This window comes from Streptosporangium lutulentum (assembly GCF_030811455.1).
GTDB classification, from domain to species: Bacteria; Actinomycetota; Actinomycetes; order Streptosporangiales; family Streptosporangiaceae; genus Streptosporangium; species Streptosporangium lutulentum.
This window is the reverse complement of the sequence record NZ_JAUSQU010000001.1, coordinates 6,873,251-6,898,203: the sequence shown is the minus strand read 5'-3', so window position 1 is coordinate 6,898,203 and position 24,953 is coordinate 6,873,251. Positions and strand designations below refer to the sequence as shown.

25 protein-coding genes are annotated in these 24,953 nt (G+C 69.5%); 17 read left to right on the top strand and 8 right to left on the bottom strand.

Features of this window, described 5'->3' with window-relative positions; all coding sequences use genetic code 11:
- The first annotated feature begins 128 nt into the window (after positions 1-128).
- The 6 genes from J2853_RS30640 (at position 129) to J2853_RS30615 (ending at position 6,017) form a co-directional block, all read left to right on the top strand.
- Positions 129-650, top strand: coding sequence for a phospholipase (locus J2853_RS30640; protein ID WP_307564007.1), 522 nt, complete (start codon positions 129-131; stop codon positions 648-650).
- Between the two features lie 367 nt (positions 651-1,017).
- Positions 1,018-2,352, top strand: coding sequence for an MFS transporter (locus tag J2853_RS30635; RefSeq protein WP_307564006.1), 1,335 nt, complete (start codon positions 1,018-1,020; stop codon positions 2,350-2,352).
- Between the two features lie 96 nt (positions 2,353-2,448).
- Complete coding sequence (locus J2853_RS30630; RefSeq protein ID WP_307564004.1) at positions 2,449-3,216, top strand: alpha/beta fold hydrolase; 768 nt, start codon at positions 2,449-2,451, stop codon at positions 3,214-3,216.
- Positions 3,217-3,278: 62 nt separating this feature from the next.
- Positions 3,279-3,647, top strand: coding sequence for a DUF4345 family protein (locus tag J2853_RS30625; RefSeq protein ID WP_307564002.1), 369 nt, complete (start codon positions 3,279-3,281; stop codon positions 3,645-3,647).
- A gap of 132 nt (positions 3,648-3,779) precedes the next feature.
- Positions 3,780-4,874, top strand: a complete 1,095-nt coding sequence (locus tag J2853_RS30620) for a hypothetical protein (RefSeq protein WP_307564001.1) — start codon at positions 3,780-3,782, stop codon at positions 4,872-4,874.
- Between the two features lie 177 nt (positions 4,875-5,051).
- A complete protein-coding gene (locus tag J2853_RS30615; RefSeq protein ID WP_307563999.1) occupies positions 5,052-6,017 on the top strand; it encodes an alpha/beta fold hydrolase in 966 nt (321 codons plus the stop codon).
- Between the two features lie 28 nt (positions 6,018-6,045).
- Here the strand turns inward: J2853_RS30615 and J2853_RS30610 are convergent, their stop codons facing one another.
- The 3 genes from J2853_RS30610 to J2853_RS30600 all read right to left on the bottom strand — a co-directional run bounded on the left by J2853_RS30610 (position 6,046) and on the right by J2853_RS30600 (position 8,220).
- Positions 6,046-6,888, bottom strand: coding sequence for a TIGR03621 family F420-dependent LLM class oxidoreductase (locus tag J2853_RS30610; protein ID WP_307563998.1), 843 nt, complete (start codon positions 6,886-6,888; stop codon positions 6,046-6,048).
- A 159-nt stretch (positions 6,889-7,047) separates the two neighbouring features.
- On the bottom strand, positions 7,048-7,230 hold the full coding sequence (locus J2853_RS30605; RefSeq protein ID WP_307563996.1) for a hypothetical protein: 183 nt from the start codon (positions 7,228-7,230) through the stop codon (positions 7,048-7,050).
- A gap of 84 nt (positions 7,231-7,314) precedes the next feature.
- On the bottom strand, positions 7,315-8,220 hold the full coding sequence (locus J2853_RS30600) for a LysR family transcriptional regulator (RefSeq protein ID WP_307563994.1): 906 nt from the start codon (positions 8,218-8,220) through the stop codon (positions 7,315-7,317).
- 266 nt (positions 8,221-8,486) lie between these two features.
- Between J2853_RS30600 and J2853_RS30595 the strand changes: the two genes are divergently transcribed.
- From J2853_RS30595 to J2853_RS30580, 4 genes are all read left to right on the top strand, one after another.
- Positions 8,487-8,873, top strand: coding sequence for a VOC family protein (locus J2853_RS30595; RefSeq protein WP_307563992.1), 387 nt, complete (start codon positions 8,487-8,489; stop codon positions 8,871-8,873).
- Between the two features lie 154 nt (positions 8,874-9,027).
- A complete protein-coding gene (locus J2853_RS30590; protein WP_307563990.1) occupies positions 9,028-11,418 on the top strand; it encodes an ATP-binding cassette domain-containing protein in 2,391 nt (796 codons plus the stop codon).
- 209 nt (positions 11,419-11,627) lie between these two features.
- Positions 11,628-12,059 carry an SgcJ/EcaC family oxidoreductase gene (locus J2853_RS30585; protein ID WP_307563988.1) on the top strand — a complete coding sequence of 144 codons (432 nt, stop codon included), beginning with the start codon at positions 11,628-11,630 and terminating at the stop codon, positions 12,057-12,059.
- 241 nt (positions 12,060-12,300) lie between these two features.
- Positions 12,301-13,131, top strand: coding sequence for a CPBP family intramembrane glutamic endopeptidase (locus J2853_RS30580; protein ID WP_307563985.1), 831 nt, complete (start codon positions 12,301-12,303; stop codon positions 13,129-13,131).
- Between the two features lie 56 nt (positions 13,132-13,187).
- On the opposite strand, the gene J2853_RS30575 is transcribed toward J2853_RS30580, so the two are convergent.
- Both J2853_RS30575 and J2853_RS30570 read right to left on the bottom strand, forming a co-directional pair.
- Positions 13,188-13,676, bottom strand: a complete 489-nt coding sequence (locus J2853_RS30575) for a GNAT family N-acetyltransferase (RefSeq protein ID WP_307563983.1) — start codon at positions 13,674-13,676, stop codon at positions 13,188-13,190.
- A gap of 24 nt (positions 13,677-13,700) precedes the next feature.
- Positions 13,701-14,363: a DUF6461 domain-containing protein gene (locus J2853_RS30570; RefSeq protein ID WP_307563981.1), complete on the bottom strand. Its 663-nt coding sequence runs from the start codon at positions 14,361-14,363 to the stop codon at positions 13,701-13,703.
- A gap of 323 nt (positions 14,364-14,686) precedes the next feature.
- Between J2853_RS30570 and J2853_RS30565 the strand changes: the two genes are divergently transcribed.
- Together J2853_RS30565 and J2853_RS30560 are read left to right on the top strand one after the other, a co-directional pair.
- A complete protein-coding gene (locus J2853_RS30565; protein WP_307563979.1) occupies positions 14,687-15,274 on the top strand; it encodes an RNA polymerase sigma factor in 588 nt (195 codons plus the stop codon).
- The gene (locus tag J2853_RS30560; RefSeq protein ID WP_307563977.1) at positions 15,274-16,398 is read left to right on the top strand and encodes a CU044_5270 family protein; all 1,125 of its coding nucleotides are present in this window, start codon (positions 15,274-15,276) and stop codon (positions 16,396-16,398) included. Before J2853_RS30565 ends, J2853_RS30560 begins: the two co-directional genes overlap by 1 nt.
- A gap of 98 nt (positions 16,399-16,496) precedes the next feature.
- Here the strand turns inward: J2853_RS30560 and J2853_RS30555 are convergent, their stop codons facing one another.
- A complete protein-coding gene (locus J2853_RS30555) occupies positions 16,497-17,003 on the bottom strand; it encodes a hypothetical protein (RefSeq protein ID WP_307563976.1) in 507 nt (168 codons plus the stop codon).
- Positions 17,004-17,193: 190 nt separating this feature from the next.
- On the opposite strand from J2853_RS30555, the gene J2853_RS30550 reads away from it, so the two are divergent.
- On the top strand, positions 17,194-18,204 hold the full coding sequence (locus J2853_RS30550) for a hypothetical protein (protein WP_307563975.1): 1,011 nt from the start codon (positions 17,194-17,196) through the stop codon (positions 18,202-18,204).
- 153 nt (positions 18,205-18,357) lie between these two features.
- Here J2853_RS30550 and J2853_RS30545 read toward each other — a convergent pair whose 3' ends face one another.
- Positions 18,358-18,987, bottom strand: coding sequence for a GNAT family N-acetyltransferase (locus J2853_RS30545; RefSeq protein WP_307563974.1), 630 nt, complete (start codon positions 18,985-18,987; stop codon positions 18,358-18,360).
- A 194-nt stretch (positions 18,988-19,181) separates the two neighbouring features.
- Complete coding sequence (locus J2853_RS30540; RefSeq protein WP_307563972.1) at positions 19,182-19,871, bottom strand: hypothetical protein; 690 nt, start codon at positions 19,869-19,871, stop codon at positions 19,182-19,184.
- A gap of 102 nt (positions 19,872-19,973) precedes the next feature.
- Between J2853_RS30540 and J2853_RS30535 the strand changes: the two genes are divergently transcribed.
- From J2853_RS30535 to J2853_RS30520, 4 genes are all read left to right on the top strand, one after another.
- Complete coding sequence (locus tag J2853_RS30535) at positions 19,974-22,757, top strand: ATP-binding protein (RefSeq protein ID WP_307563970.1); 2,784 nt, start codon at positions 19,974-19,976, stop codon at positions 22,755-22,757.
- A gap of 96 nt (positions 22,758-22,853) precedes the next feature.
- Positions 22,854-23,201 carry a hypothetical protein gene (locus J2853_RS30530; RefSeq protein WP_307563969.1) on the top strand — a complete coding sequence of 116 codons (348 nt, stop codon included), beginning with the start codon at positions 22,854-22,856 and terminating at the stop codon, positions 23,199-23,201.
- A gap of 169 nt (positions 23,202-23,370) precedes the next feature.
- Positions 23,371-24,102, top strand: coding sequence for a phytanoyl-CoA dioxygenase family protein (locus tag J2853_RS30525; protein ID WP_307563967.1), 732 nt, complete (start codon positions 23,371-23,373; stop codon positions 24,100-24,102).
- A 341-nt stretch (positions 24,103-24,443) separates the two neighbouring features.
- The gene (locus J2853_RS30520) at positions 24,444-24,932 is read left to right on the top strand and encodes a DUF5946 family protein (RefSeq protein ID WP_307563965.1); all 489 of its coding nucleotides are present in this window, start codon (positions 24,444-24,446) and stop codon (positions 24,930-24,932) included.
- Positions 24,933-24,953: the final 21 nt, after the last annotated feature.

The window sequence follows — 24,953 nt, the reverse complement described above, 5'->3', positions numbered from 1 at the left end:
GATTGTCGACAAGCACTCATGCCGATCTTTGCGAAGATCCGTTCCGGCTTTCCAGGATGTTTCGTTTCATTGTTAGGCGGTGGCAGAACCCTGCCGTGAGGTAATCCCAGTCAAAGGCGGATCCCCCCATGGTTAAACGCGCCCTCATAACCGTCGCCCTCTCCCTCACGACATTACTCGGATTAACGCTTCCTGCCTACGCGGTGACGCCGGAGCAAAAGCTGGCCGCACTTTCCGGTTTCAGCCAGCCCACGACAGCCAGCGCCAACAGTTGGCGCTCCGCCTGGCAGAACCAGGCCGGCTGGGCGGACTACGCCTTCGACTGGTCGACCGACCTCTGCTCGACCAGCCCCGACCAGCCACTCGGATTCGACTTCAGAATGCCGTGCCGGCGTCACGACTTCGGCTACCGCAACTACAAGGTGGTGGGCCAGTTCCCGGCGAACAAGCCACGTATCGACGACGCGTTCTACTTCGATATGAAGCAGATCTGCGCGGGATATTCCGCCATTCCCAAGGCCAGCTGCAACAGCCTCGCCTGGACCTACTACCAGGCGGTCAAGACATTCGGCAACCTCAACGTCACCGAGGCGCAGATCGAACAGATCCGCCAGACCGCCGAACGGGCCGCCCAGAACGCCGATAACTGACCCGTCCCATTCCCCGCACGCGCGGGTCACTCATACCTGCGCTCTCCGCCGGGCCGGCTTCGTGCCGGCCCGGCGGATCCGTGAGCGGCCGTGACGTCGCCCGGGGTACGGCGGGCGTGTGGTGCGGCGACGACTCGGATCGCCGCCGCCCGGGGCCGGTCCCCAGGCCACCTGCCCGGGTACGGCGGCGTCGCGGTTTTCCCGGTATGCGCACTCTGCGAGGATGATCTCGGCTCTCGGCCGGTGTTCGACGCCGCCGACCTGAGCATCACCTGGCGTCGAGGCTCTCCCCTCCCCTGGGAACAGACCCTCGACGTCGGCGCGACGGCCGTTCTGCCGGGCGTTCTCAGCGACAGGAGTGCGGAAGATGGCCGGGCTGGGCAGGAACTTCAACACGTTGTGGGCGGCCACCGCCGTCTCCAACATCGGCGACGGCATAGCGGCGGCCGCCGCGCCGTTGCTCGTCGCCTCGCTCACCGACGATCCGGTGCTGGTCGGCTTGGCCGTGTTCGTCCAGCAGGTGCCCTGGTTGTTGTTCTCGCTGGTCAGCGGCGTCTTCGTGGATCGCCTCGACCGCCGGCGGCTGATCGTGGTGATCAACGTGCTCCGCGGCCTGATCGTGGGCGCGCTGACACTGGCGGTATGGCAGGACATGGCGACGATCCCGATCATCTACGCCGCCGGGTTCCTGCTCGGCACGTGCGAGACCCTGGGCGACAACGCCTCGGGGACGCTGGTGCCGATGGTGGTGAAGTCGGAGGATCTCCCGCGCGCCAACGCGCGCATGCAGACCGTCTTCCTCGTGGTCAACCAGTTCGCCGCGCCGCCCGTGGGCGCCGCCCTGTTCGTGGTGGCGGCGGCGCTGCCGTTCGGGATCAACGCCGTGTCGTTCGTGCTGGCGGCCGTGCTGATCTCCACCCTGCGCGGGGTACGGCAGGTCGTTCCGGCCGGGCGGCGGTCGGTACGCGCCGACATCGGCGAGGGCATGCGCTGGCTCTGGCACCACTCCGCGATCCGGATGCTCGCCATCTCGCTGTTCCTGATGAACATCACGCTCTTCGCCGGCTTCTCGATCCTCGTGCTCTACAGCCGTGAGCGGCTCGGACTCAACGAGTACGGCTACGGCATCCTCATCACGGTGTCCGCGGTCGGCTCGCTGATCGGGGTGATGATCGCCCCTCGCCTCCAGGCACGGTTCTCCGACTCGCTGCTGCTGCGGATCGGCCTGATCATCGAGACGCTGACGCACGTCGGGCTGGCGCTCGCCACCACGGTGTGGGTCGCCGGACCGGTCCTGATCGCCTTCGGCGTCCACGGCTCGATCCTGGGCGCGGTCAGCGTCACGCTGCGCCAGCGGAGTGTGCCCGACGAGCTGCGCGGCCGTGTCCAGAGCGTGTACATGATGCTCGTCGTCGGCGGCTCCGCGCTGGGCGCCCTGGTCGGCGGATCCATCGCCCGCTGGCTGGGCATCACGGGCCCGTTCTGGGTGTCGGCGGTGGTGATGGCCGTGCTCACGGTCGTGGCCTGGCGCCCCTTCGGCCGGAACTTCGTCTCCTCCGCCGCGCATGGGCGGCAGGACGGCCACGACGGCGGGCCCGTGGAGAAGGAACGACGTCACGATGACCGTGCCGATGACCGGCAGGAGGGCGCCGAGCACGCCGAGGGCCCGGGGCGGACGGAGTTGACCGAGCAGCGGTCGTAGGCGGGGGCCGGCCGTCGGAAAAGCCGTGGCGACCGCCCGCGCCGGGGTGTTACGAAGGGCGGCATGCGAGGGACGAGGACGAGAGGCGCGGACGACGTGGGAGCGATCAGGAAGCTCATGGCCGGTGATGTGCCGATCGTGGCGGAAGACCACGGCGGACACGGCAGGGACGTTCTCCTCCTGCACGGCGGCGGGCGGACCCGCGAGGACTGGGAGGTCTTCGCGGGGCTTCTCGTCGACGACGGGTTCCGCCCGGTGTCCATGGATCTCCGTGGCCACGGCGAATCCGGCCAGGCGCCGTGGTCGTGGCGAGAGGCGCTCGCGGACGTCGCCGCCGTCGTCACGGAGTACGAACTCCGCCGGCCTGTGATCGTCGGGCATTCCCTCGGGGGAATGGTCGCCGCCCTGTGGGCCGGGGAGCACCCGGAGTGCCCCCTCGCGGTCAACCTCGACGGGCACGGCAACCCGACGCGGCCTGACCAGTTCTTCGGCCTGGACGAGGACTCGGCGGAACGTGCCTGCCGGGAGATGGGTTCGTTCCTGGCCGAGATGGGGCGGGGGCTCCCCGAGTCGTTCCTCCACATCATGCGTGAGATAGACGCCCTCGACCTGTTCGCCGCCTATCGTGCCGCGCGTTGTCCGCTCCTGGTCGTCAGCGGCGACGCGATGGCCTTCGCAGGCGTGTTCCCGGAGCATCTCGTCCCCGCCTGGAGCGCCTATTGCGTCTGGACACGGCGGCGGCTTGACGCGAGTGTGCGAGAGTCGTCCCTGGTGCGGGAAGCGTCCCTGCCGACGGGGCACGATCCGCATATCGAAGATCCTGAGGCCCTGCTCCGTCTCCTGACCGGACACCTGGATCGGTGAGACCGGCTCACAGCGGCATCATCTCCGGCGAACGACTCTTTCACGACACGAGGAGCGAGCTTATGGCCACCGCGGTCGTCATCGTCATGATGGTCTTCTTCCTGGCGATGGGCCTGTACGGACTCCTCGTGCCGGCCGCGCTGATCAGGCCGTTCGGGATGATCGCGGGCTCCGCCGAAGCTCGGGCGGAGATACGTGCCGTGTACGGGGGGTTCGGGGTGGGCATCGCCGTACTGCTGGCCCTGGCGCTCGCCGATGTCGGCGGAATTCGGCGCGGCGCCGTGGTGGCCGTCGCCGTGGCGCTACTGGGCATGGCCCTCGGGCGGCTGACGGCGCACCTCGTCGAGCGGCCCTCGGCGTTCTACCCTTCCTGGCTCTACTTCTGGGTCGAGGCGGCCGGCGGTGGTCTTCTCCTCGCCACCGGCTGGTGAGCGCGCAGGCGGCTCACGGGGTGTCCTCGGCTCCTGGACGGGTACCGTCCGCCGATCGTCTCGACGTCACCGCGAACCCGCGACTGGTGATCGAAGTTGCAGAATCGCCGGTCCAGCGGCTTCGATGAATCCGTGTCCCGTCCGTTCTCCCTGGCCGCACGCCGATGCGGACCGGCCGTTCGCGCGATCGCGATCGCCTCAATGATCATGATCCTCGGCCCGCTCGCGCTGACGGGCTGCACCCGATCGGCCGAGCCGCCGTCGCTGCCGCCCGCCGGCGTCTACGACCACGCCGCGGCGGGTGAGGACTCCCAAGCCGGACCCGTTCCGGCCGGCGGCGCGGCAGGGGCCGTCACCCGGCCCCTGGAGGAGGCCGGCTGGTTCTGCGCGCAGGTCCGGGCCAATGCGGACGGCCGCGCCCTGTGGTGCCGGATCGGTCACCGTGACCAGGCGGACACCGTCCATTCGCAGGTGGCGCAGTTCCTGCTCGACCACGACAACCGCCTCGCCTGGGCGTGGTTCCCCCCTCCCACCGAACGGTCGGCGGACCCCGAGACGGACGATCAGGCCGTCGCCGCCGCGGCGCCGGCGCTGGCCGCGATCTGGTCCGACGCCGGTGATCGCGCGCGACAGGAGATCGACGACTTCGAGGACGACCTCCGGGACCGGACGGTGCGACAGGACGACGGGGTCCCCCATGCCACATGGCGGGACGCGCACGCGGACTACGACTATTCCATGATCAACGGGCTGGTCGTCGCCGCCCGGGACGGCTCCGTGCGGCGCTGGCCGTTCGGCGCCGAGCACTACGCGACCACGATGAGCTCGGCGGTGGACGATCTTCGGGCCGGTGGTTACGACTGCTTCTATCCGCCCCAGCAGAACTGCGACCGCCCTCAGTCGAACGGCGACTTCCGGGTCTCCCTCCGCGGTGATCAGATCGTTTCGGCCTGGTTCGGCATCGGCAGCCAGATCGAGGCGGGGCGGCAACGTCATCCGCTCGGCGAGGAGTTCCCGCACGGCCTCACCTTTCTCACCGAGGCGGTTCGCGGCCCGATCACCGAGCGCATCGAACAGTCGCGGCGGTCCGGAACCGGCTTCACCGGCATCGTGGCCGGGACGATTCTGATCATCGACGCGCACCGGGGCGCTGTCGGCCGAGACGGTCTTTCGGGGTACTTCGACATCCAGATCGGCGCACCGCTGACCGCGACCCTGCCCATCTGATCGCGCGGGCCGGGGTGACGCCTGCGTGATCACGGCGGTGGTCGTCCGCACTCCGAGGTGAAATCAGAGCGGCTCGCCGCTCGCGATTAAAATGCCATTCTTATAAATGTATTATAGCATGAATTGCAGATATTCGCATATTTGCATCAATGGCCTAATCGTCTTTACATTAAAGACATGACCGACGGAAAATACGTCGCCTCCGGCGATCTGCGGCTGTGGACGGAACGATTCGGTGATTCCGGCGACCCCGCGGTGCTGCTCATCATGGGCACCTCCGCGCCGGGTGCCGGATGGCCCGACGACATGGTGGAGACGCTCGTCGGAGCCGGGCGGCAAGTGATCCGCTTCGACCATCGAGACACCGGGCGATCCACGTGCGTGACGTTCGCCACGCGTCCCTACACGCTGGCGGACATGGCGGCCGATGCCGTCGCGGTGCTGGACGGGCTCGGCATCGCCGCCGCGCATGTCGTGGGCGCGTCCCTCGGCGGAGCGATCGGGCAGTGGCTGGCGGCTCACCGGCCGGAGCGCGTGCTGACCCTGACTGCGATCATGTCGGGCCCGATGGGCCAGAGCGCCGGGCCCGCGTGGGCGCGTGCCATGGCGGGACAGGAACCGGATCCCGGCGATCTGCCGCCACCCACGCCGGAGTTCCTGCACCACCTCGTCCGGCGAGCGACCACGCCGCCGACGACGCGTGACGAGCACGTCGCCGCGAACGTGGAGACCTGGCGGGTGCTGAACGGCGACGTCCTCCCCTTCGACGAGCAGGCCGCACGGCGGTTCGTGGAGACCGCCCACGACCAGGCCGCCGACCCCGCCGCGGCCACCAACCACGATCTGGCCTCCCGGCGGATGACCGAAGACCGGCTGGTCCCGCTCTCCTCGATCACGGCGCCGACGCTGGTCGTCCACGGCACCGAAGACCCTCTCCGCCCGTTGCCGCACGGTCGGGCCGTCGCGGCTCAGATCCCGAACGCGCGTCTGCGGACGATCCCCGGAATGGGGCACGGGTTCTTCTCTCCGGGACTGCCCCGCCGGATCGCCGAGCCGATCCTCGAACACACCGCCTCACGGGCCGGCCGTTCATCCGTGGAGCAGGGGCACCCGTCCGCCGCGGACCGGATCGTCGGCCCGTAGCGTGGCGCGCCCGAACGAATGCCCGCGATCACCGCAGCAGCGGAATGACCTCGGCGAACGTCCTCATGTGAGGCTCCAGGACACTGATGTACCCGATGCCGAACTCCTCGCGGTAACGCAGCAGATCGTCGGCGATCCGCTGCGGCGAGCCGACCAGGACGCCGGGCAGGTCGGCCAGTTGCTCGGGTGACATGCCCGTGGCCGCACTGATCACCGAGAGATCGATGTCGGTCACCTGGCGGCCGACGCCGGCCACGAAGAGGTTCAGCTCGATGTCGGTGATTCGCTCGCCGGCTGCCTCCCGGACCCGCTGGACGCGGGCCGCCAACGCCTGCTCCGGGGTACCCGCGCCGAAGCCGGCCGTGATCGGGAAACTGACGATATCGGCGTTGCGGGCCGCCAGCGAGAGGATGCGGTCGCCCGAACCGGCCAGCATGATCGGCGGTCGCGGAGCGTCGGCCTCGGCCGCCAGCAGCTCCCGAACCCCGGTGAGGACCTCTTCGAGCCTGCGCAGACGCGACCCCGGCGTGCCGAACGACAGGCCCGCCGCCGCGAACTCCTCCGGCACGTAACCGGCGCCCAGACCGAGCTCAAGCCGGCCGTCGGTGAGCCGGTAGGTGTCGGCCACCTCCCGGGCGAGGTAGGCCGGGCTCGATACGCCGGCGTTGAGCACGTACGTCCCCAGCCGGATGCCGGTCACATCGGCCGCGGCCACCAGCGCCGGGAACGGCGCCATCATGCCGAGGTGGTCGGGCACCTGCAGGACGTCGTACCCCAGATCCTCGACCTCCTGGACCCGCGCGCGCCAGGTCGATCGGGAAGGTCCGGCACTGAGGAGACTGGCCCCGAAACGGAACGATCGATCGTTCATGGGCAACCTTCCGAAAGGCGATACAAACCTACGTGTATACGCCTCCCACCAGCGGATTATGCCGGGGCGGCCCTTCGCCCGACGCCTGTCACCGGGGTGGCGGTCCGGGTGTCCAGGGCGGTGGAACACAGATGATCACCGCGTCTGTGATCCACCGCATTACCGGACAGGCGCGCCTTCCGGCTCCGGCCGGGCGGCCTCGACGCCTTCCACACCGCGCATCGGACCGCGAGGAGCGCCGAGCGGACCGTCGCCGACCGCGGCGGAGATCCGGACGAACTCGTCGGCTCCGGCGCCGCCGCGAAGGTCGCCGCCCACGGCTCGCGCCGTGACCAACGTCACAGCCGCCTGCCCGCAGGTCCGTCAGATCACCTGGACGGGTTGAGGCGGCCACTCGTCTCCGGTGGTGGAGCGGGCGGCGACCGATCACGACGCGGACGGCGCCGCGCTCCGGAGGCAGGCGTCTGTCGCGGCCCGCACGAATTCGTGGATCCGAGCGGTCGTGTTGGTCTCCAGCCAGACCAGTCCCCGTTCGACCGGTGGCGCGTCATGGATCGGCACATATGCGACATCGGGGCGGGGGTAGTACTGCCGGCTGTGCTCGCCCACCGGGAGAACGCCCTTGCCCATCGCGACAAAGGACAACATCTCGGAGAACGTATTGCCCGTCGGCCCCTTCGGGACGGGTCGACCCGAAGGGGTGTGCTCGGGTGTGCGGTCGCGTTTGAACTCCACCGACGTGACCTCCGGGTACTGCACCACGGGGTGGTCGGCGAGAACTTCGAGGGACACCGACTTCTCACGGGCCAGCGGATGCCCGGCGGCCACGGCCAGTGAGCGGCTCTCCGTCAGCAGGGTCGGCCCGCAGGCCATGCGGTCGAAGGGACGCGCGGCGAAGAGGACGTCGATGGAGCCGTCGAGCAGGCTCGTTCGTGAGTTGAACAGCTGCACCTCGTGGACGCTGACCTCGCAGTCGGGGTGGCGTTCGTTGAACAGGGCGACTGCCTTGAGCAGCGTCGGCGCGGTCCACTCGCCGAGGAAGGCCACCCGAAGGCTTCCGGTGACGCCGCGGCCGGCGTCGACGGCCCGGCGGATCGCCTCGTCCATCTGGGACGCCAGCGGCGCCAGGTCGTCGGCCAGTCGTCGACCGATCGAGGTGAGACGCACGACGCGGCTGGTGCGCTCGAACAGCGGAGCCCCGATGCGACGCTCAAGCTTTTTGATCACGTGACTGATCCGCCCGGTCGTCACCCTCAGACGATCGGCCGTACGACCGAAGTGCAGTTCCTCGGCCAGCGTAAGGAAGGTCTCGATCTCGTGGCGTTCGAGCATGTGCCTCTCCATCGTTGAATCTGCGTCAACAATCGTAGCCACCTCACGGCTTGGTGGCCGCCGTCGCACGGAGCATCGTGGAGAGCGTCATCCGGTCACACGGCAAGAATCCCGGGACCGGTCCCCGACCTCGACGACACACGGAGTGATCACATGCTCGGCACCACCACGGACACCGTCGACCGTCCGACGGGGCCCGACGGCCCGCCACGGCCTCTCGCCGACCGGCCGCGTCAGGCCTGCGACCTGGAAACGAGGTGACGGGCATGCGGGTGAAAGCCTTCGATCACCTGGTGCTCAACGTCGAGGACGTCGAGCGCGCGCTGGGGTTCTACTGCGGGCTTCTCGGGCTGGAGCCGGTACGGGTCGCGGAGTGGCGGGCCGGTGACGTCGGATTCCCCTCGGTGAGGGTCACTCCGGAAACCATCGTCGATCTGGTCCGCCGCCCTCGGAACGAGTCGAACGTCGACCATATCTGCCTGGTCGTGGAACCGCTGGACTGGCAGGAGGTCGTCGAGTCCGGTGTCTTCACCGTCATCGAGGGGCCCGTGGGCCGGTTCGGCGCGCGCGGCAGCGCGACCTCGATCTACGTGCGGGACCCCGACGGCAACACCGTCGAACTGCGCTGGTACCCGCAGGACGCCGAGGGGTAGAAGCGCGATCGCCCGGCCGGCCGGGATGCGAATCCGCGTCTCCCGGCGCTGACGAAGGAAACCAGACGTACCGCTCGAAGCTGGTTAGATCGAGCCAGGCGACGCCGAGGAAGACCGAGAAGGCGGCCACCCCCCTGCAACGGATGGAGACACCATGAGCATGGTCACGAGGACGGACACGCAGTCGCCTGAACTGCACGTCGCCGACAGCCACGACCTGATCCGCGTGCAGGGCGCGCGCGTGAACAACCTCAAGGACGTCAGCGTCGAGCTCCCGAAGCGCCGGCTGACGGTGTTCACCGGTGTCTCCGGTTCGGGCAAGAGCTCGCTGGTGTTCCACACGATCGCCGCGGAGTCGCAGCGGATGATCAACGAGACCTACAGCGCCTTCGTGCAGGGCTTCATGCCGACGCTGTCGCGGCCCGAGGTCGACGTCCTCGAAGGACTGACGACCGCGATCATCGTCGACCAGCAGCGGATGGGGTCCGACCCCCGCTCCACGGTCGGCACCGCCACCGACGCCAACGCGATGCTGCGCATCCTCTTCAGCCGTCTCGGGCAGCCGCACATCGGCTCGGCCCAGGCGTTCTCCTTCAACGTCGCCTCGATCAGCGGAGGGGGCGCGGTCACGATCGAGCGCGGCGGGAAGACCACGAAGGAACGGCGCACCTTCAGCGTCACCGGCGGCATGTGCCCGCGCTGCGAGGGCCGGGGATCGGTCACCGACATCGATTTGTCCGCGCTGTACGACGACGGCAAGTCGCTCAACGAGGGCGCGCTCACGATCCCCGGCTACAGCATGGACGGCTGGTACGGCCGCATGTTCAGCGGCAGCGGCTTCTTCGACCCGGACAAGCCGATCCGCGCGTTCACCGAGAAGGAGCTCCACGACCTCCTCTACAAGGAACCGGTCAAGATCAAGATCGACGGTATCAACCTGACGTACGAGGGGCTGATCCCGAAGATCCAGAAGTCCATGCTGTCCAAGGACGTCGAGGCGATGCAGCCGCACATCCGCGCCTTCGTGGAGCGGGCGATGACGTTCACCGTCTGCCCCGACTGCGGCGGCACCCGCCTGTCCGAGGCGGCGCGGTCGTCGAAGATCAAGGGGATCAGCATCGCCGACGCCTGCGCGATGCAGATCAGCGACCTGGCCGACTGGGTGCGCGGCCTCGACGAGCCGTCGGTGGCGCCGCTGCTCGCCAAGCTGGTGCACACCCTCGACTCGTTCGTGGGGATCGGGCTGGGCTACCTCTCGCTCGACCGGCCGGCGGGCACGCTGTCGGGTGGCGAGGCGCAGCGCACCAAGATGATCCGCCACCTCGGTTCCTCGCTCACCGACATCACCTACGTCTTCGACGAGCCCACCACGGGCCTGCACCCCCATGACATCGCGCGGATGAACGACCTGCTGCTGCGGCTGCGGGACAAGGGCAACACGGTGCTCGTCGTGGAGCACAAGCCGGAGACGATCGCGATCGCCGACCACATCGTCGACCTCGGTCCGGCCGCCGGTACGGCGGGCGGCACCGTCTGCTTCGAAGGCACCGTCGAGGGGCTGCGGGGCAGCGACACCATCACCGGCCGCCACCTCGACGACCGGGCCGCCCTCAAGGAGAAGGTGCGCACGCCCACCGGCGCGCTGGAGATCCGCGGCGCGACGGCGCACAACCTGCGCGACGTCGACGTCGACGTCCCGCTCGGGGTGCTGGTCGTCGTCACCGGCGTGGCGGGCTCCGGCAAGAGCTCGCTCATCCACGGCTCCATCCCGGCCTCCGCGGACGTGGTGTCGGTGGACCAGACGCCGATCCGCGGCTCGCGGCGAAGCAACCCGGCGACGTACACCGGACTCCTCGACCCGATCCGCAAGGCGTTCGCGAAGGCGAACGGCGTGAAGCCCGCGCTGTTCAGCGCCAACTCCGAGGGCGCCTGCCCCACCTGCAAGGGCGCCGGCGTCATCTACACCGACCTGGCGATGATGGCCGGCGTCGTCACGACCTGCGAGGAGTGCGAGGGGAAGCGGTTCGAGGCCTCGGTGCTGGAGTACCACTTCGGCGGCCGCGACATCAGCGAGGTGCTCGCGATGTCGGTCACCGAGGCCGAGGAGTTCTTCGGCGCCGGCGAGGCGCGCACACCGGCCGCGCACGCCATCCTCGAACGGCTCGTCGACGTCGGCCTCGGCTACCTCAGCCTCGGCCAGCCGCTCACCACGCTGTCCGGCGGCGAGCGGCAGCGGCTCAAGCTGGCCACCCACATGGGCGACAAGGGCGGCGTCTACGTCCTCGACGAGCCGACCACCGGCCTGCACCTCGCCGACGTCGAGCAGTTGCTCGGCCTGCTCGACCGGCTCGTCGACTCCGGCAAGTCGGTCATCGTCATCGCGCACCACCAGGCGGTCATGGCGCACGCCGACTGGATCATCGACCTCGGCCCCGGCGCCGGCCACGACGGCGGCCGGATCGTCTTCGAGGGCACACCCGCCGACCTCGTCGCCGCCCGCTCGACCCTCACCGGCGAGCACCTCGCGGCCTACATCGACGCCTGACCGAGGCGCTCGCGGACGCCGTGATACTCGCGGACCCGGAACACACCCTCCTGGGACCGGGCGCGGTGGCCGCGGGGCGTCGTCTCCCCCGGGGTCCCCGGGGGAGACGGCGCCCCGGCTTGACCTCAACCGAGGTTGAGGGCGTTGGATCGGCGATGGCGGCGAACACCGTCGCCCCGGACGGCGTCCGGCATCAAAAAGGAACGGTCATGACGAACGACATTCTTGTGGTGGGAGTCATTTCGCCGGAGACCCAGGAGGCGGTGACCGGGGTGGTGAAGGGGCTGGAGAAGGCGTTCAACGTCAAAGACCCCCTCGCGCTGAGCGAGCAGTTCACCCACATGACGTCCTGGAGCAACGCCATGGGCACGCGCCTGGACGATCGCGAGGCGATCGCCGAGTTCAGCGCCCCGGCGATGAAGGGTTTCCTGCGCGACTCCTACGCACGGTACGACGTCGTCAAGCTGTTGGAGATCGCGCCCGATGTGATCGCGGTGAACGTGGCGCAGACGCCCACCGACAGCTCGGGCGACCCCGTCGAAGGTGTCCGGGGAGCGGCGCTCTACGTGATCGCCAAGCAGGCGGACGGCTGGAAGATCGTGGCCGGTCAGAACACCGCGGTCGGCGCCCCGCCCGCTTGATGACGACCGGCCCTCGCCGGCCCCGCGCCCCAGGTCTCGAAAAAAGCCCGGCCGACCCGGCGTGAACCTGGCACGCCGATCACGATGAGCGCCGCCGGAGGGGGCAGGGCGGAAACCCCGGGGTGGTGAAGGCCGCGAGGCACCTGCCCGAAAACCCATCTCGCGGGGCGGGCGCCGAGCGGCCACCATGGAATCAAACGTAAGATCCGCTGCCGGGCCATTCGTGGAGAGCGAGCCTGACGTGCCTGACCCCCCGACACCCCCCGCCCCCCGCCTCGCCCTGCTCTGGCGAATCCTCATCGTCTTCGCCGCCACCGTCCTGCTCTGGTTGTTCGTCTACCGCGGCATCCCGCTCGGCCACGACTACGACCGCCTCACCCATGCCGTCAGGGCCGTCCTCACGACGGTTCTCGTCGTTCCCATGGTCGTGGCCGCTCGCCGGCTGCTCGACCGTCGTCCCTGGACCGGCCTCGGGCTGCCCTCCTTGCGCACCGGCCGGCGGCGCCTGCTGCTCGGAATGGCCTGCTGGTTCGTCCCCGCCGCCATCGGGTTCGCGCTCTGTCTCGGCTTCGGCTGGGTCGAGATCAGCCTGCGCACCTCCGTCGCGGACGCCCTCCAGGTGGCGGCGCTCCTGGTCGTGCTCGTCTTCCTGTACGAGGCGCTGCCGGAGGAACTCGTCTTCCGCGGCTACCTGCAACGCAACCTCGTCACCGCGTTGCCGGCCTGGCAGACGGTCATCGCGCAGGCCGCGTTGTTCACCCTGTTCGGATTCCTCGTCGGAGCCGCCGGCTCCCTCGACAGGCTGCTTATCTTCTTCTTCTTCGCCCTCGTCCTCGGAGGCTTACGCGTCGCCACCGGCGACATCTGGGCGGGCATCGGCTTCCATCTGGCCTTCCAGACCGTTGCCCAGTTGTTCGACGGCGCGGGAGCCGTTTTCGACGTGACCGGGTTCGACGTCCTGGGAATCGTCGCCTTGGGCGCGTTGCCGTTCTCACTCGGCTGGATGGCCGTGGAACGTCTCTACCGGGAACGCCTGAACTGGCAGGCCCTCGAACCGGACCCTGCCCGTTGACGACGGACCGAACCCCTTGCCGCACCGGCCGGCGGCCCGGCGGTCACTCGTCCGACTCATCGGGATCGGGCGAGGTTCACCGAGTCCGGCGCGGGTTCTCTGGTGGAGAAGGGGGCGCGCACCATGAACACGTCCACCTCGTCCTCGGTCTCGACCGTGAACCCGTGCCGCTCGTACAGCCGGAGGGCCGAACTGCCTCGCAGCACGTTCAGCCGGACCACGGCGTCTTCGCGGTCGCACCGCTCCAGCAGCCGGCTCAGCACGGCGGAACCGACACCCCTTCCCTGCCGATCCGGGGCCAGGTAGAAGTGTTCCAGCCAGTAGGCGTCCATCGCCGGCCGTAGCGCCACGCAGCCGGTCAAGGCGCCGCCCACCTCGATCATCCAGGTGTGCGCCGGTGCGAACCCGTCCCGCAGCCGCTGCCGCACACGATGCTCGTCGTACCGTCCGAGCCGCTCGAGATCCGGTCTCAGCACCACGGCCCGCAACTCGGCCACTCCCTCGAGGTCCGCCACCGAAGCCGGCCGAAGCTCCCAATCCGCCATGATTGGGATGTTATCGCCCCCTGCTCACCTCGATCTGGGAACGGCTCCGCATAGGTAAGTGGGCTCCTTGAGCAGCTGCGGCGTCAGCGTGATCCCGGTGAGGCGCTCGGCCAGGAGGAACGCCGGCCCTTCGTGGGGGTCGGTGTACGGAGGGTAGACGGAGTCGATCCGCTCCATGGTCTCCGCGAGTTCGTCCGGCGTCTTCTCCGAGTAGCGTTCCTGTAAGCCCCATTCCGGGAGTGGGAACTTGAGCTGGATCCTGCCGTCTTCGATCCAGTGGGAGTAGCCGTCGTCATGCGTGAAATCGAACCGGAGCTCTCCGTCGTCGATCCAGCGGAAGTCTTCAACCCCTTCGCCCTCGAAGTAGAGATGGGAGACGAGGCGGGTGCCCGCCGACAGCGGCGTGATGACCTCTTCGGTGATGCCGAGCAGGCCGTTGGCCTCGACCATGAGCACCCAGTCTCCGACGGCGACGGCACCGAAGGTTTGCCACGCGTAAGGGTCGAAGGAGAAATCCCAGATCAGCTCGTCAAGCGTCATATGAGAGCGGTCTTCGACCCGGGCACCGAGCCGGGTCACCAGTTCCTCGGGCGTCAGGCCGCGGACGTAGGTGAAGCAGTGGGCACCCGCGAGTCCGGGGAAACGCTCGCTGGAGAACCAGGAGTAATCATCGGGAGTCGCGATCACCTCGTCATGCTCGCAGCACCCACCGACACAATGAGAACGGTCATTTCAAAGAAGCGGCCCTCTTCTCAACCGGGCTCTCCGTATTCATCGCGACCGGCGCCGTCGGGTTGGGAAGAATTCACTCATTCGATCTCCGGGAGAGGCGTCTCCTCCGCCGCCACTGAGATTGAGCGGTCACTCGCGCCGCTGATCCGCTGGGCGGCGTTCCCCCCGGTGACGACAGGCCCCTGCCGGACCGTTGGGAGACCGACCCTTCGTGAACAGGGATCGGGGTTGCGCCGAACTACTCGTGTCCGACGTACCCCTCCGAAGGAACAGTGTGCATGTCAGCTCCCCCTCAAGGCTCAGCGCCTCCGATCGAGGTCACCGACGCCCACCTGATAGAGCAATCATGGCGTCAGCCCGAACGGTTCGGCGCCCTCTTCGATCGTTATTTCGACATCCTCCATCGCTATGTGCACATGCGCCTGGGCGAGTCGGCCGCGGACGACATCGCCGCGGAGACCTTCCTACGCGCCTTCCGCAGTCGGCAGCGCTATGACGTCGGTCGCCCCAGTGCCCGCGCCTGGCTGTACGGCATCGCCTCCAACCTGGTCGCCGACCATCGGCGCAATGAGGCCCGGAGGTATCGAGCCCTGGCCAGAAGCGCCGAGCTCCCAGATGTCGCGAGTCATGACGACCGCGTCGTCCAACGCGTGTCCGCGGCGACCATGCAGCCGCAACTGGCCTCCGGTCTGGCCCGGCTCTCGGCCGGAGACCGGGATGTTCTGATGCTGGTCGCGTGCGCTCAGCTCAGCTACGAGGAGGTGGCCGACGCCCTCGGCATACCCCGGGGGACAGTCGGTTCACGTCTGAACCGCGCCCGTAAGAAGCTCCGCAAGGTCATCGGTCCCTATGAGGAGGCGCTGTGATGAATGATCTCCAGACAATCAAGGCTCACCACGACAGTCTGCCGGGGCCCGCTCCTCAGGTCGCCGCACGAGCGTGGGACCGGCTGGCGGCTGAGGCCGAGGCCGAGCGGGCCGGTGGCGGTCCCCACACGCCGGCTCCGTCGCGTCCTCGACGCTCACATGTTCCTGGCCGTGGCCGCATCGCGCTCAGGGCCGGCGTCGTCGTGGGGCTTGCGGCGGCGATGACCGCGGGCGTGATCGTGGTACGCGGAGACGACGGCTCATCTCTGTTGGGGACCCGGCCGGCCAACGCCGCGGAGCTGCTTCGGTATGCGGCCGCGGTGGCAGTCGAAGAGGACCCGCGGCCGCGACCGGATCAGTTCGTCTACGTCGACCGTAAGGACGTCGAGTGGCATTTTGTCGGCGCCTTGCGTACCGGGAGGTACGAATTGGCGCAGGATGTTCGCCGTGAGGTGTGGATCCCCGCCGCCGATCCCGGCAAGGCCCTGGCGCGTTCCACGTACGGAGAGAAACATACGAGCGGCGACCAGAGCCAGGTGGGCGTAGCTTCCGGAACGGTGGAGTATCAGCGTGCCGGTCAGTGCCCCATGGACGTTCTACACGTGCCGTCGCAGGATGTCAGCGATCTTCCCACCGACCCCGACCGGCTTCTCACGCGGATCCGCGAGGACGCGGAAGCGGTTGTCCGCGCCGAAAAGCCCGCACAGGGAGAGACCCCTCCGAGCGGCGACCAGATCAAACGCCGGATCGAAAGAGCCGTCGCGATGAAGCTCGTCTCCCTGGTCGAGAATCCCTTCGGCTCTTCCCGGACTCGCGCCGTGGTCTTCGGCGCCCTGTCGAAGATGCCCACCACGACCATGGTTCCAGACCTCACCGATCCGGCGGGCCGCCACGGAGTGGGCGCCTCGATCAGCTACCAAGGCCCTGACGGCCAGGAACGTGAGGAGCTCATCTTCGAGCCTGGGACATACAGATTTCTCGGCTGGCGGAGCTGGACGGAAACGAAGCAGGAGGACGGACGCACCAGAGAGACCATGCGCGCCGGCACGGCGATGATGACGATCAAGGTCGTCGATTCCATGCCGGAGGTTCCCAAGGACGCCGATGCGCCAGCGTACTGTTAGCGATCCCTGGTCGCCTCGGTGTAGACGACGATCAAATCGATGCGGGTCATGGTTTCTCCCGGGTGGCCGTGGCGCGTTCGATCGCCGGCCGTCGAGGTTCAGTTGCCGGGAGCCGTAAGGCACCCACCGTCGGCGATGTAGCCTCCCACTTCCACCTCTGAATCGCGCTCATCGTAGAAACCGGTCACGCATCCACCTGCCATCTCGATCGCGAACACCACGCCGGAGCGGGCGTCCACAGGGCGGATGATGACGTTCGTCCCCGCCGGGGCGACCGCCCGGACCGCCTTCCCGACGTGGGCCTCGCCGTACAACGACTGCTCGCGAAGCTCGGCGAGCTTGACATGCAAGGCCTCGGCCACCGGCTCGGCCTCAGCCGCCACCTTCTCCGGCAGCGCGGCGCGGCGGCGATACGCCTCGTTGTCCGCGTGCTTCTCCTCCCAAGAGGGCATCGTCACACAATCGCCGGGCGGCACCTCGGCGGCGGCCGGGCAGGGAAGCAACGACGGCGACGGCGACGCGCCGGCACCCTCCGCCCGTACGACGCCACAGCCGTTCACCACGGCCACGAGTAGTACCGCGACGAGGGCGATTGAGATCTTCATGCCTTCAACATCGGACACTTTGCAGCAGGGCACAAGTCGCCTGATCTCACGGTTCGAGCACCAACGCGCATCTGTCCGGCTCCCGGCCGGTCCGCGAACGGCGACGTCACCGGGACGAAGGCAAGCAGAGGAGGGCGGCCAAGGGACGGCAACGGTGAACCGGTTGAAGGCGGGACGCGTCGTAGAAGGTGTGAGGGCTTCATGGTTCGCACCGGTGGCCGGGGTGATCCTGCTGGCCGGCTGCGGCCAGGGGGGCGCCCTGGTCGCCCCGGGTTCGCCGGACGTCGATATGCGCGCGGTCGCGGAGCGGTGGCGGGCGACGGGGCTGTCCGAGGAATGGGTGCGCGGGTTCGTCCCCCAGGAGGCGCTCACGGTCCTGGGCAAGGACGTTCGGTTCACCGGTCGCAGCAAGCTGGCCTTCCTCGCCGGGAAATGGGAACGGCACGCGGATCTGCCGGACGGCGCTCCCTCCCACGGTGAGATCCGGTGGCGTGACGGGACGACGATGACGTCGCCGATGCTGCGGGCTTCGGCGGCGTACGAGCAGATGAGCGTGCCCAACCCGCACCAGAAGTGCGCTCCGGGCGAGTGCGGGCTGCTCACGGTCATCGGGGCGCGCCTGGGCGAGGTCCGGATCCAGACCAGCCGGGGGCCGGCCGTCGTCCCGGCGTGGCAGTTCAGCGTGCGGGACGTACCGGGCACGTTCAGCCGGGTCGCGATCGCTCCCACAGCACGTTCCAGCCTTCCTCCCGCTCTCGGAGCGGCCGAGGTCAACGGCTACCGGCCGGGTGAAGGGACGACCGTCCGGCTCGAATACATGTCCGGCAGCTGTGACGAGCCGCAGGGCGTGCGAAGCTTCGAGACGGACGACCTGGTGGTGGTCGATCTTGATGTTGAGACGGCCGAGGGGGCCTGCACCGCCGTGGGACTGGTCGGGACCACCGAGGTCACACTGGCCAAGCCGCTCGGCGACCGGATCATGCTGGACGCGTCGAGCGGGCTGCCGGTGCCGTACGGGGTAGAGCGGTTCCCGGCCGTGCCGCCGCCGGATGCCTCCCTGTCCTCGCCGACCCCGGACATCTCCCTGCTTTCGCCGACCCCGGATGCCTCGCTGCCCTCGCCTGCTCCGCTTTCGCCGACCCCGGATGCCTCGCTGCCACGTCACGCCCCGCTGCCACCGTGGTCCCCCTCCCCGGGCTGAGCCGGGATCGGCTTGCGCGACGGGTGGCCCGGAGTGAAGGAAGCCCGGGTAGGAAATCTCTCCTTCTTGGCCGCCTACGGCCTTCGCGCCTGCTGGGTGATGATCCCGGAGCCGGAGTGCCCCCGCCGGAGGCTTTCGGCGACGGCGCCGAAGTCAGGGGGAAGGCGGGACGAGAAGTGCTTCGGCGCCGATCGGGACGTAGCCGGCGGAGAGGAACGCCCGAACGCTCGCGGCGTTGCCCGGGGCGATTTGAGCCCAGAGCGGGTGGACGGTGAGGTGCCGGGCCGCGCGGGCGAGGGTCCGGCCCAGGCCGTGTCCTCGGACGGCAGGGTCCACCTCGATGGCGACCTCCCACCGCCCGGCCACGCCTCGCCCGATGACCAAGAGCCCTCCGGGACAGGTCCAGACGCGTACGTCGTCGCGGTAGCGGCGGGCACGCTCGACCCGTGGATGGTCTCTGTCCGTGACCTCGGTCAGCTCGATCGGCGGGTGACCGGCGCACGGGGTGGCCAGGGCGAGCATGTCGATGTTGGTGACCTGGCGTCCCATGCGTTCTTCGAGGTCTTTGAGGAAGGGCGGGTTGAGCGGTGCCGACAGGTCGCCGTCGGGAAGCCGGGATCTGATCCAGTCCTCGTCGAGGTCGGCGAAGATCACATTGTGGGCGGTGAAGGCGATGACCCCCGCGTCACGCGCCGACGGCTGCGGGACGATCGTGGGACCGGCTCCTGGCCGGGGCATCTGCCCACCGGCCGCAGCGGTGAGGACATCGGGCAAGGTGATCACCGAGAAACCGTAGTTACTCGTGGACGTGCTTTCAAGGGCGGGTCTCCGGACCACACGCTGCCACAATCGGCCTGAAGCCGCACCCCCGGAAGTCCCCGATCCGCCGTCGCACCCCGGGAGTCCCCGATCCGCCGTCGCGGGCCGGGGACCTCGTCGTTTCTCGGAGCGCGACCGGCGACGTGCCGACGCGAACCTCACCGATCGCTCGGAGCGGGCCGGCTCTGAGCGGGCCGGAGACCATCGGTCGTTTCCACCGGTGTCCGGCGGGCGAGAGCCAGGCCGAGCGCGGCGAAGGTGAGCATCCAGGCCATGAGCGTCAGCCGGCCGACGGTGAAGGTGTCGTCGCCGAACAGGAAGACACCGGGGAGGACCAGCAGGAAGACCGCCAGGCCGCAGGCGAGCGGGGCGTACGCGGCCCATCCCGTCCACCGCCTGGTCCTGACGGTGGCGATTCCGGCCAGGACGAACCCGGCGCCGATGACGATGCTGGTGATGCCGTAGCCCGCATCGAGGGCATCGGTCTGAGACGTGGGATACGCGGAGTCGGCCAGCAGGATCGCGCCGACCTCACAGAAGGTCAGCCCCACGAGACCCGCCACGGCCGTCCACGAACCGGCGCGTCCCAGACCGCCGCCCGCGGCACCGGAGCGGATGAGCCCGAACACACCGGCGAGCAGCAGCAGGTGGTTGACGATGATCATGCTTTCCGAGACGGCGAAGGCCCCGGGGGTGTGGGGGTAGCTGTACCGGTCGGTGCCGACGGCGGGCGAGATCAGGAGGCCCACCAGCGCGACGAGCACGCCGATGACCGCGCCGATCAGGCAGAGCCGCCCGGAGGTGCGCACGAAGCCGGGCCGCGTTCCGGCTGTGGAGGTGATGTTCATATGCCGGACGGTAGGGAACGGCCGGGGCGGGGCCATCCGGGAAACCACTCAGTGGAGTACTCAGACTCACCACGCTCCGGGATCGCAGTTTACGATCACTCAATGGAGGACGGTGTCTTCGTCGGCCGGGCCAGGGAGCTGGCGGACTTGGAACGGCGCGTGGCCGCGGCCCGCGAGGGCGGCGGCGCGCTGGTCCTGGTGGAGGGCGAGGCCGGTGCCGGGAAGACGGCACTGGCCCATTCGGTCGCACGCAGCGCGCGGCGTGCCGGTGTGCGGGCGGCGTGGGGCTCCTGCCGCGAGGGCGAAGGCGCCCCGGCCTACCAGCCGTGGGTTCAGATCCTGCGCGGGCTGGGGCGGTCCTCCACGGTGTTGCTCGATCCGGCGGTCACCGAGACGGGCAGCCGCTTCCACGTCTTCGAGGACGTGGTGGGAATGCTCCACGACGCCGCCGGAGACGCGGGCCTGCTGCTGATCCTCGACGACCTGCACTGGGCGGACGTGCCGTCGATACGCCTGCTGCAGGCGGTCACGTCGACGGTCGCCGATTCCCGGCTGCTGGTGATCGGGCTCTGCCGCACCCGCGACGCGTCCTCGCATGCCGGGCCGGCCGAGGCGCTGCGGCCGTTGACCAGGGAGCGGGCCGTCACCCGCCTGAGCCTGGGAGGCCTCGCCCCGGCCGAGGTCGCCGAGCTGGCCGCGCGGGTGCTCGGACGCCGCCCGGAACCCGCTCTGCTGCGCACGGTGGATGAGCGCGCCGAGGGCAATCCGCTGTTCGTGCTGGAGCTGCTGCGGCTGGTCGAGACGATCGGGAGCCTCGACCCCGGACTGCCCGGCGGCGTGCGCCACGTCGTCGGACGCCGACTGGACGGCCTGCCGCCGGAGACCCGCCGACTGCTGAGGCACGCCGCGGTGCTGGGGCGCGAGTTCACCGGCGAGGCGGTGGGCGCGCTCGTCGGCGAGGAGATCGAGGATGTGCTCGACCTCCTCGACCCCGCACTCGCGGCGAACGTGATCCGCGCCGACGGGCATTCCCTGCGCTTCACGCATGTGCTGACGCAGGAGGTGCTGTACGCCGAGCTGCCCACCGTCGCGCGCCGCCGGCTGCACGCGCAGGCCGCCGACGTCGTCAGGTCGACGAGTGCGGGGGAGATCCCGGTCGACGCCCTGGCGTACCACCTGCGCCAGTCCGCTCCGCTCGGCAACGCGGAGGAGGCGCTGCGGGCCACGCGTACGGCCGCGACGAGGGCACGTGCCCAACTGGCCTACGAGCACGCGGCCTTCCAATATCGCGCGGCGCTCGACCTGCTGACGCTGGTGCCGTACGGCGCCGCTCAGCGGCCGGAGCTGCTGCTGGAGCTGGCGCGATGCGAGTTCCGTTCCGGCGCGGTGGAGGAGGCGTGGCGGTCGTGCCAGGCGGCGGCCGACCTGGGGCGGGCGACGGGCGGGGGAGCGGTCGTCGCGGATGCCGCGACCGTGCTGCGGGGCATCTCCAACTCGCCGGTGACGGCCGCGATCCATGTGCTGTGCCGGGAGGCGCTGACCATGCTGGGCGGCTCCGACGAGGTGCGCGAGGCGAAGGCGCTGGCTCAGCTCGTCATCACGGCGGACCCTTTCGCCGAACGCGGTGAGAGCGACCTGGGCCTGCGCGCCCTGCGGATGGCCGAGGCGACCGGTGACGCCGACGCCCGGTTTCTGGCCATGCAGGCGCGCTACACCGAGCTGGTCGACGGCCGGCACGTGCTGGAGCGGCTGTCGATCGGCGAGCGCGCGATCCGTCTCGCGAGCGAGACCGGACACCATGAATACGCGGCGTGGGGACACACCTGGCGGCTGGAGGCGTTCTGGGCGCTGGGCCGGAGAGTCCAGCTCGACGCCGAGCTGAAGGCGTTCGGCGTCGTGGTGGCGCAGCTGCGAGAGCCGCTGTGGCAGTGGAGGCTCACCTTGACGCGGGCCGCGGTGGCCCTGCTGGAGGGCCGGTTCGAGCAGGCGCGCCTGCTGTCCGACGAGGCGCTGGCGATCGGGTTGCGCGCCGGACACGAGGGTGCGGAGTTCGTCCACCTGGTCTTCCTCGCGCACATGGGCCTGCAGGACGGGGCGGGGCTGGATCAGGCCGAGGCCGCCGTGCGCGGTTTCGTGGAGACCGGCCCCTACCTGGCGCGGAGCTGGCATGCGCTCGTGCTCGCCGGCATGGGGCGGCTCGACGACGCCGCGGCCCTGTGGGAGGCCATCACCCCGCATCTGGCGGCCTTCCCCCGGGACGCACCGGAGTGGATCGTCTCCGGGGCGGGGAACGCGCAGCTCTGCGTCGCGTTCGACGACCGGGTCACGGCCGCCGCCGTCTACGAGGCCCTGCTGCCGTACGCCGACCGGCAGGTCGCCTCCGGGGCGCACACCCCCAGCTCCGGCCCCGTCTCGCTGTATCTCGGCATGCTCGCGACGCTCCTACGGCGGTGGGAGGCGGCCGGGGAACATCTGCACGCCGCGCTGGCGTCCTGCCAGGCGATGGGCTCGGCGCCGTACGAGGCGTACACCCGGTTGGAACTGGCCAGGCTGCTGCGGCTGCGCCCGCCGTCCGGCACCGGAGCGGCCGCCGACGAGCATCTCGACGGCGCGATGCGGATCGCCCGCCGCGTGGGAATGCCGTCGCTGCTGGCCCACGCCGAGACATTGCACGAGGCCCGGGGACGCGCGGGCGTGCTCACCCCACGCGAGGAACAGGTCGCCGAGCTGGTCGCCGAGGGGCTCAGCAACCGGCAGATCGCCCACCGCCTGCGCATGGCGGAACGCACGGCGGAAAACCACGTCACGCACATCCTGACCAAGCTCGGCTTCGACTCCCGCGCCCGCGTCGCCGCCTGGTACACCGCACGCCGGCACCCAGGCTGAGTACCGGCCTGAGTGGTCTCCCGGATGGCCACCACCGTCGCGGCGCCTAGCGTGAGCGATGGAGTCGGCCGATCGGCCGGGGGAGGAGGCGGCGTGATGCATGCGGTGATCGGTATCTGGACCGTGGACCCGGCCTGGCACGACGAGCAACGCCGCCTGCTGCGGGAGGAGATCGTCCCGCTGGTCACGCGCCAGCCCGGGTTCCTGGTCGGCTGCTGGATGCATGATCCGGAGAGCGGCAGGAGCCACACGACGGCCGTATTCGGCGATCAGGAGTCGGCCGACGTGTTCAAGGCACTCGTCGAGAGCGGCACCCGGCAGGCCGCCCGGGTCGGCCTCGTCAGCACCGTTCTGACCACCGTCGAGATCGTCGCCCACGCGGGCCGGTGGCGCGATGACGACGAGGGGGACGGGAAGGCCGGCGCGCCGGTGCCGATGGGCTGAACGGGAACCGGCGGCCCGTGAAGCTCGAACGGCCGGGAAAGCGAGCGGATCCAGGCCGGGAACCGTTCCCTGACCTTGGTCTTCATGACGGGAGTCGAGCCCGCGCTGTCGTTCGGCTCAGGTCACGGCTTCCTGAAAACGGGTGGACGTGGTTGTTAGCGTTCCAGGTATGGGTGTTGTTGAGATTGACCGGTTCATCGCGGACGGGTTCGTCAAGCTGGAGGCAGCCGCTCCCCGCGAGGTCGGCGACGCCGCCAGAACACTGCTGTGGCAACAGATCGGGTTGTCGCCACAGGATCCCGCCGGATGGAAAGAGCCCGTGGTGTGGGCCGCGGATCTCACCGGCGAAGGGCCCTTCGGGGAGATCATGCGGAGTGCGCGGCTGGCCGGTGCGCTGGACGAGCTCTGCGGGATCGGCGGCTGGGGGCCTCGCGGTGCGCTCGGCATGGTGCCGGTCCGGTTCCCGCGTCTCCCTCCCGCTGACGACCGGGGATGGCATATCGACGCCAACGCCCCACAGCCGGACGGTGGTTACCTGTGCAGCGGGAAGCCCGAAACGATGCTGCTGCTGACCCTGCTGTCAGAGGTCGGTCCCGACGACGCGCCGACCCGTATCCGGGTCGGGTCGCACCGGGACGCGGCCGCGGTGCTGGCAGGCCGCACACTCGACCCGTTCGAGGCCGGGCCGTTGGTGGACGCGGCCAGCGCGCACCGTCCACTGGTCTACGCGACGGGCCGGCCGGGCGACATGTACCTGGTGCATCCCTTCACCGTCCACGCCGCCGACGAACACCGAGGTGACGAGCCGAGGTTCATGGCCCAGGGCCCCATCTTCCTGACCGAGCCGGTGACCCCGGAGGGGAGCAACGCACTGGCCCGGGCCCTCGCGAACGGCGGCTGAACCGGGCCCCCGTACGTGGAGTGGTCGACGGGAGCCGGACCTGCGCTGTCGGCTCGGGGGAGCGCGCCGAGTACAGTGGACCCGGGCTCCGGCGTGGGCCGGCGGCCGATCTGGAGCCGCCCGTCGCCTCGCCCAAAGGCGCGGTGCTCCTGCGTTACGGCCTCGGTGCGGGGATCCCCGGCACCGGGGAGATACGGCGCGAAGACCGCGGCGTCGGTCCGAGCTGAACGGTGGCCGCCGCGGCGCATCCGTACCCGATCGAACCCGCGCGGTCAGCCTGTGGCGAGGCGGCCCCGAAACGCCGTCGACAGGGCCGTTACCGGCCGCCTATGGTGCAGGCCATGACAGATGGTCCCGGCATGGGTCAGTGTGAGTGCGGTGCGGTCGCCGGTCCGCTGGGCGTGTGCGCGGATTACTATCACGGAATCCTGGCTGAAGAGCAGGCCGATCCTCAGATGTACAGGTGGCACGCGCCTGTGGTCTGCGCGTATCTCCTGCAGCATCCTTCCGGAGCTCATGAGAAGTACCTCGACGTTCAGTTCCGCATGCTGCAGCTTTACGTGGACAAGGGCCTCGACGCGCTGCTTCGGGTGGCGGCTCATCAGGTGGCGAGGAACAAGCACGGAACACGGTCGAGCTACGACATGAGGCCGTTCGAGGGATACGGGTCGCTCCCGCCGGGCGGACCCCCCGGGCACTTCCGCGCCGCGTTCTGCGAACTGCCGTTCAGCGACGGCAGCTTCGTGTCTGACGGGCATCTGGCGTACGGGCGCCGCATCGAAACCATTGTCGAAGCGACGGTGGAATCCTGGAGATCCGTCCAGGCCTGATCCTCGGCCCGCTCTGGCTGC

Bases quoted from the DNA above. Each gene is read 5' to 3' on its own strand.
- J2853_RS30565 (WP_307563979.1), top strand. From the start codon at position 14,687: ATGTCAGCTCCCCCTCAAGGCTCAGCGCCTCCGATCGAGGTCACCGAC.
- J2853_RS30585 (WP_307563988.1), top strand. From the start codon at position 11,628: ATGACGAACGACATTCTTGTGGTGGGAGTCATTTCGCCGGAGACCCAG.
- J2853_RS30595 (WP_307563992.1), top strand. From the start codon at position 8,487: ATGCGGGTGAAAGCCTTCGATCACCTGGTGCTCAACGTCGAGGACGTC.
- J2853_RS30610 (WP_307563998.1), bottom strand. From the start codon at position 6,888: ATGAACGATCGATCGTTCCGTTTCGGGGCCAGTCTCCTCAGTGCCGGA.
- J2853_RS30530 (WP_307563969.1), top strand. From the start codon at position 22,854: ATGCATGCGGTGATCGGTATCTGGACCGTGGACCCGGCCTGGCACGAC.
- J2853_RS30590 (WP_307563990.1), top strand. From the start codon at position 9,028: ATGAGCATGGTCACGAGGACGGACACGCAGTCGCCTGAACTGCACGTC.
- J2853_RS30615 (WP_307563999.1), top strand. From the start codon at position 5,052: ATGACCGACGGAAAATACGTCGCCTCCGGCGATCTGCGGCTGTGGACG.
- J2853_RS30540 (WP_307563972.1), bottom strand. From the start codon at position 19,871: ATGAACATCACCTCCACAGCCGGAACGCGGCCCGGCTTCGTGCGCACC.
- J2853_RS30635 (WP_307564006.1), top strand. From the start codon at position 1,018: ATGGCCGGGCTGGGCAGGAACTTCAACACGTTGTGGGCGGCCACCGCC.
- J2853_RS30520 (WP_307563965.1), top strand. From the start codon at position 24,444: ATGACAGATGGTCCCGGCATGGGTCAGTGTGAGTGCGGTGCGGTCGCC.
- J2853_RS30535 (WP_307563970.1), top strand. From the start codon at position 19,974: ATGGAGGACGGTGTCTTCGTCGGCCGGGCCAGGGAGCTGGCGGACTTG.
- J2853_RS30555 (WP_307563976.1), bottom strand. From the start codon at position 17,003: ATGAAGATCTCAATCGCCCTCGTCGCGGTACTACTCGTGGCCGTGGTG.
- J2853_RS30560 (WP_307563977.1), top strand. From the start codon at position 15,274: ATGAATGATCTCCAGACAATCAAGGCTCACCACGACAGTCTGCCGGGG.
- J2853_RS30575 (WP_307563983.1), bottom strand. From the start codon at position 13,676: ATGGCGGATTGGGAGCTTCGGCCGGCTTCGGTGGCGGACCTCGAGGGA.
- J2853_RS30640 (WP_307564007.1), top strand. From the start codon at position 129: ATGGTTAAACGCGCCCTCATAACCGTCGCCCTCTCCCTCACGACATTA.
- J2853_RS30600 (WP_307563994.1), bottom strand. From the start codon at position 8,220: ATGCTCGAACGCCACGAGATCGAGACCTTCCTTACGCTGGCCGAGGAA.
- J2853_RS30525 (WP_307563967.1), top strand. From the start codon at position 23,371: ATGGGTGTTGTTGAGATTGACCGGTTCATCGCGGACGGGTTCGTCAAG.
- J2853_RS30625 (WP_307564002.1), top strand. From the start codon at position 3,279: ATGGCCACCGCGGTCGTCATCGTCATGATGGTCTTCTTCCTGGCGATG.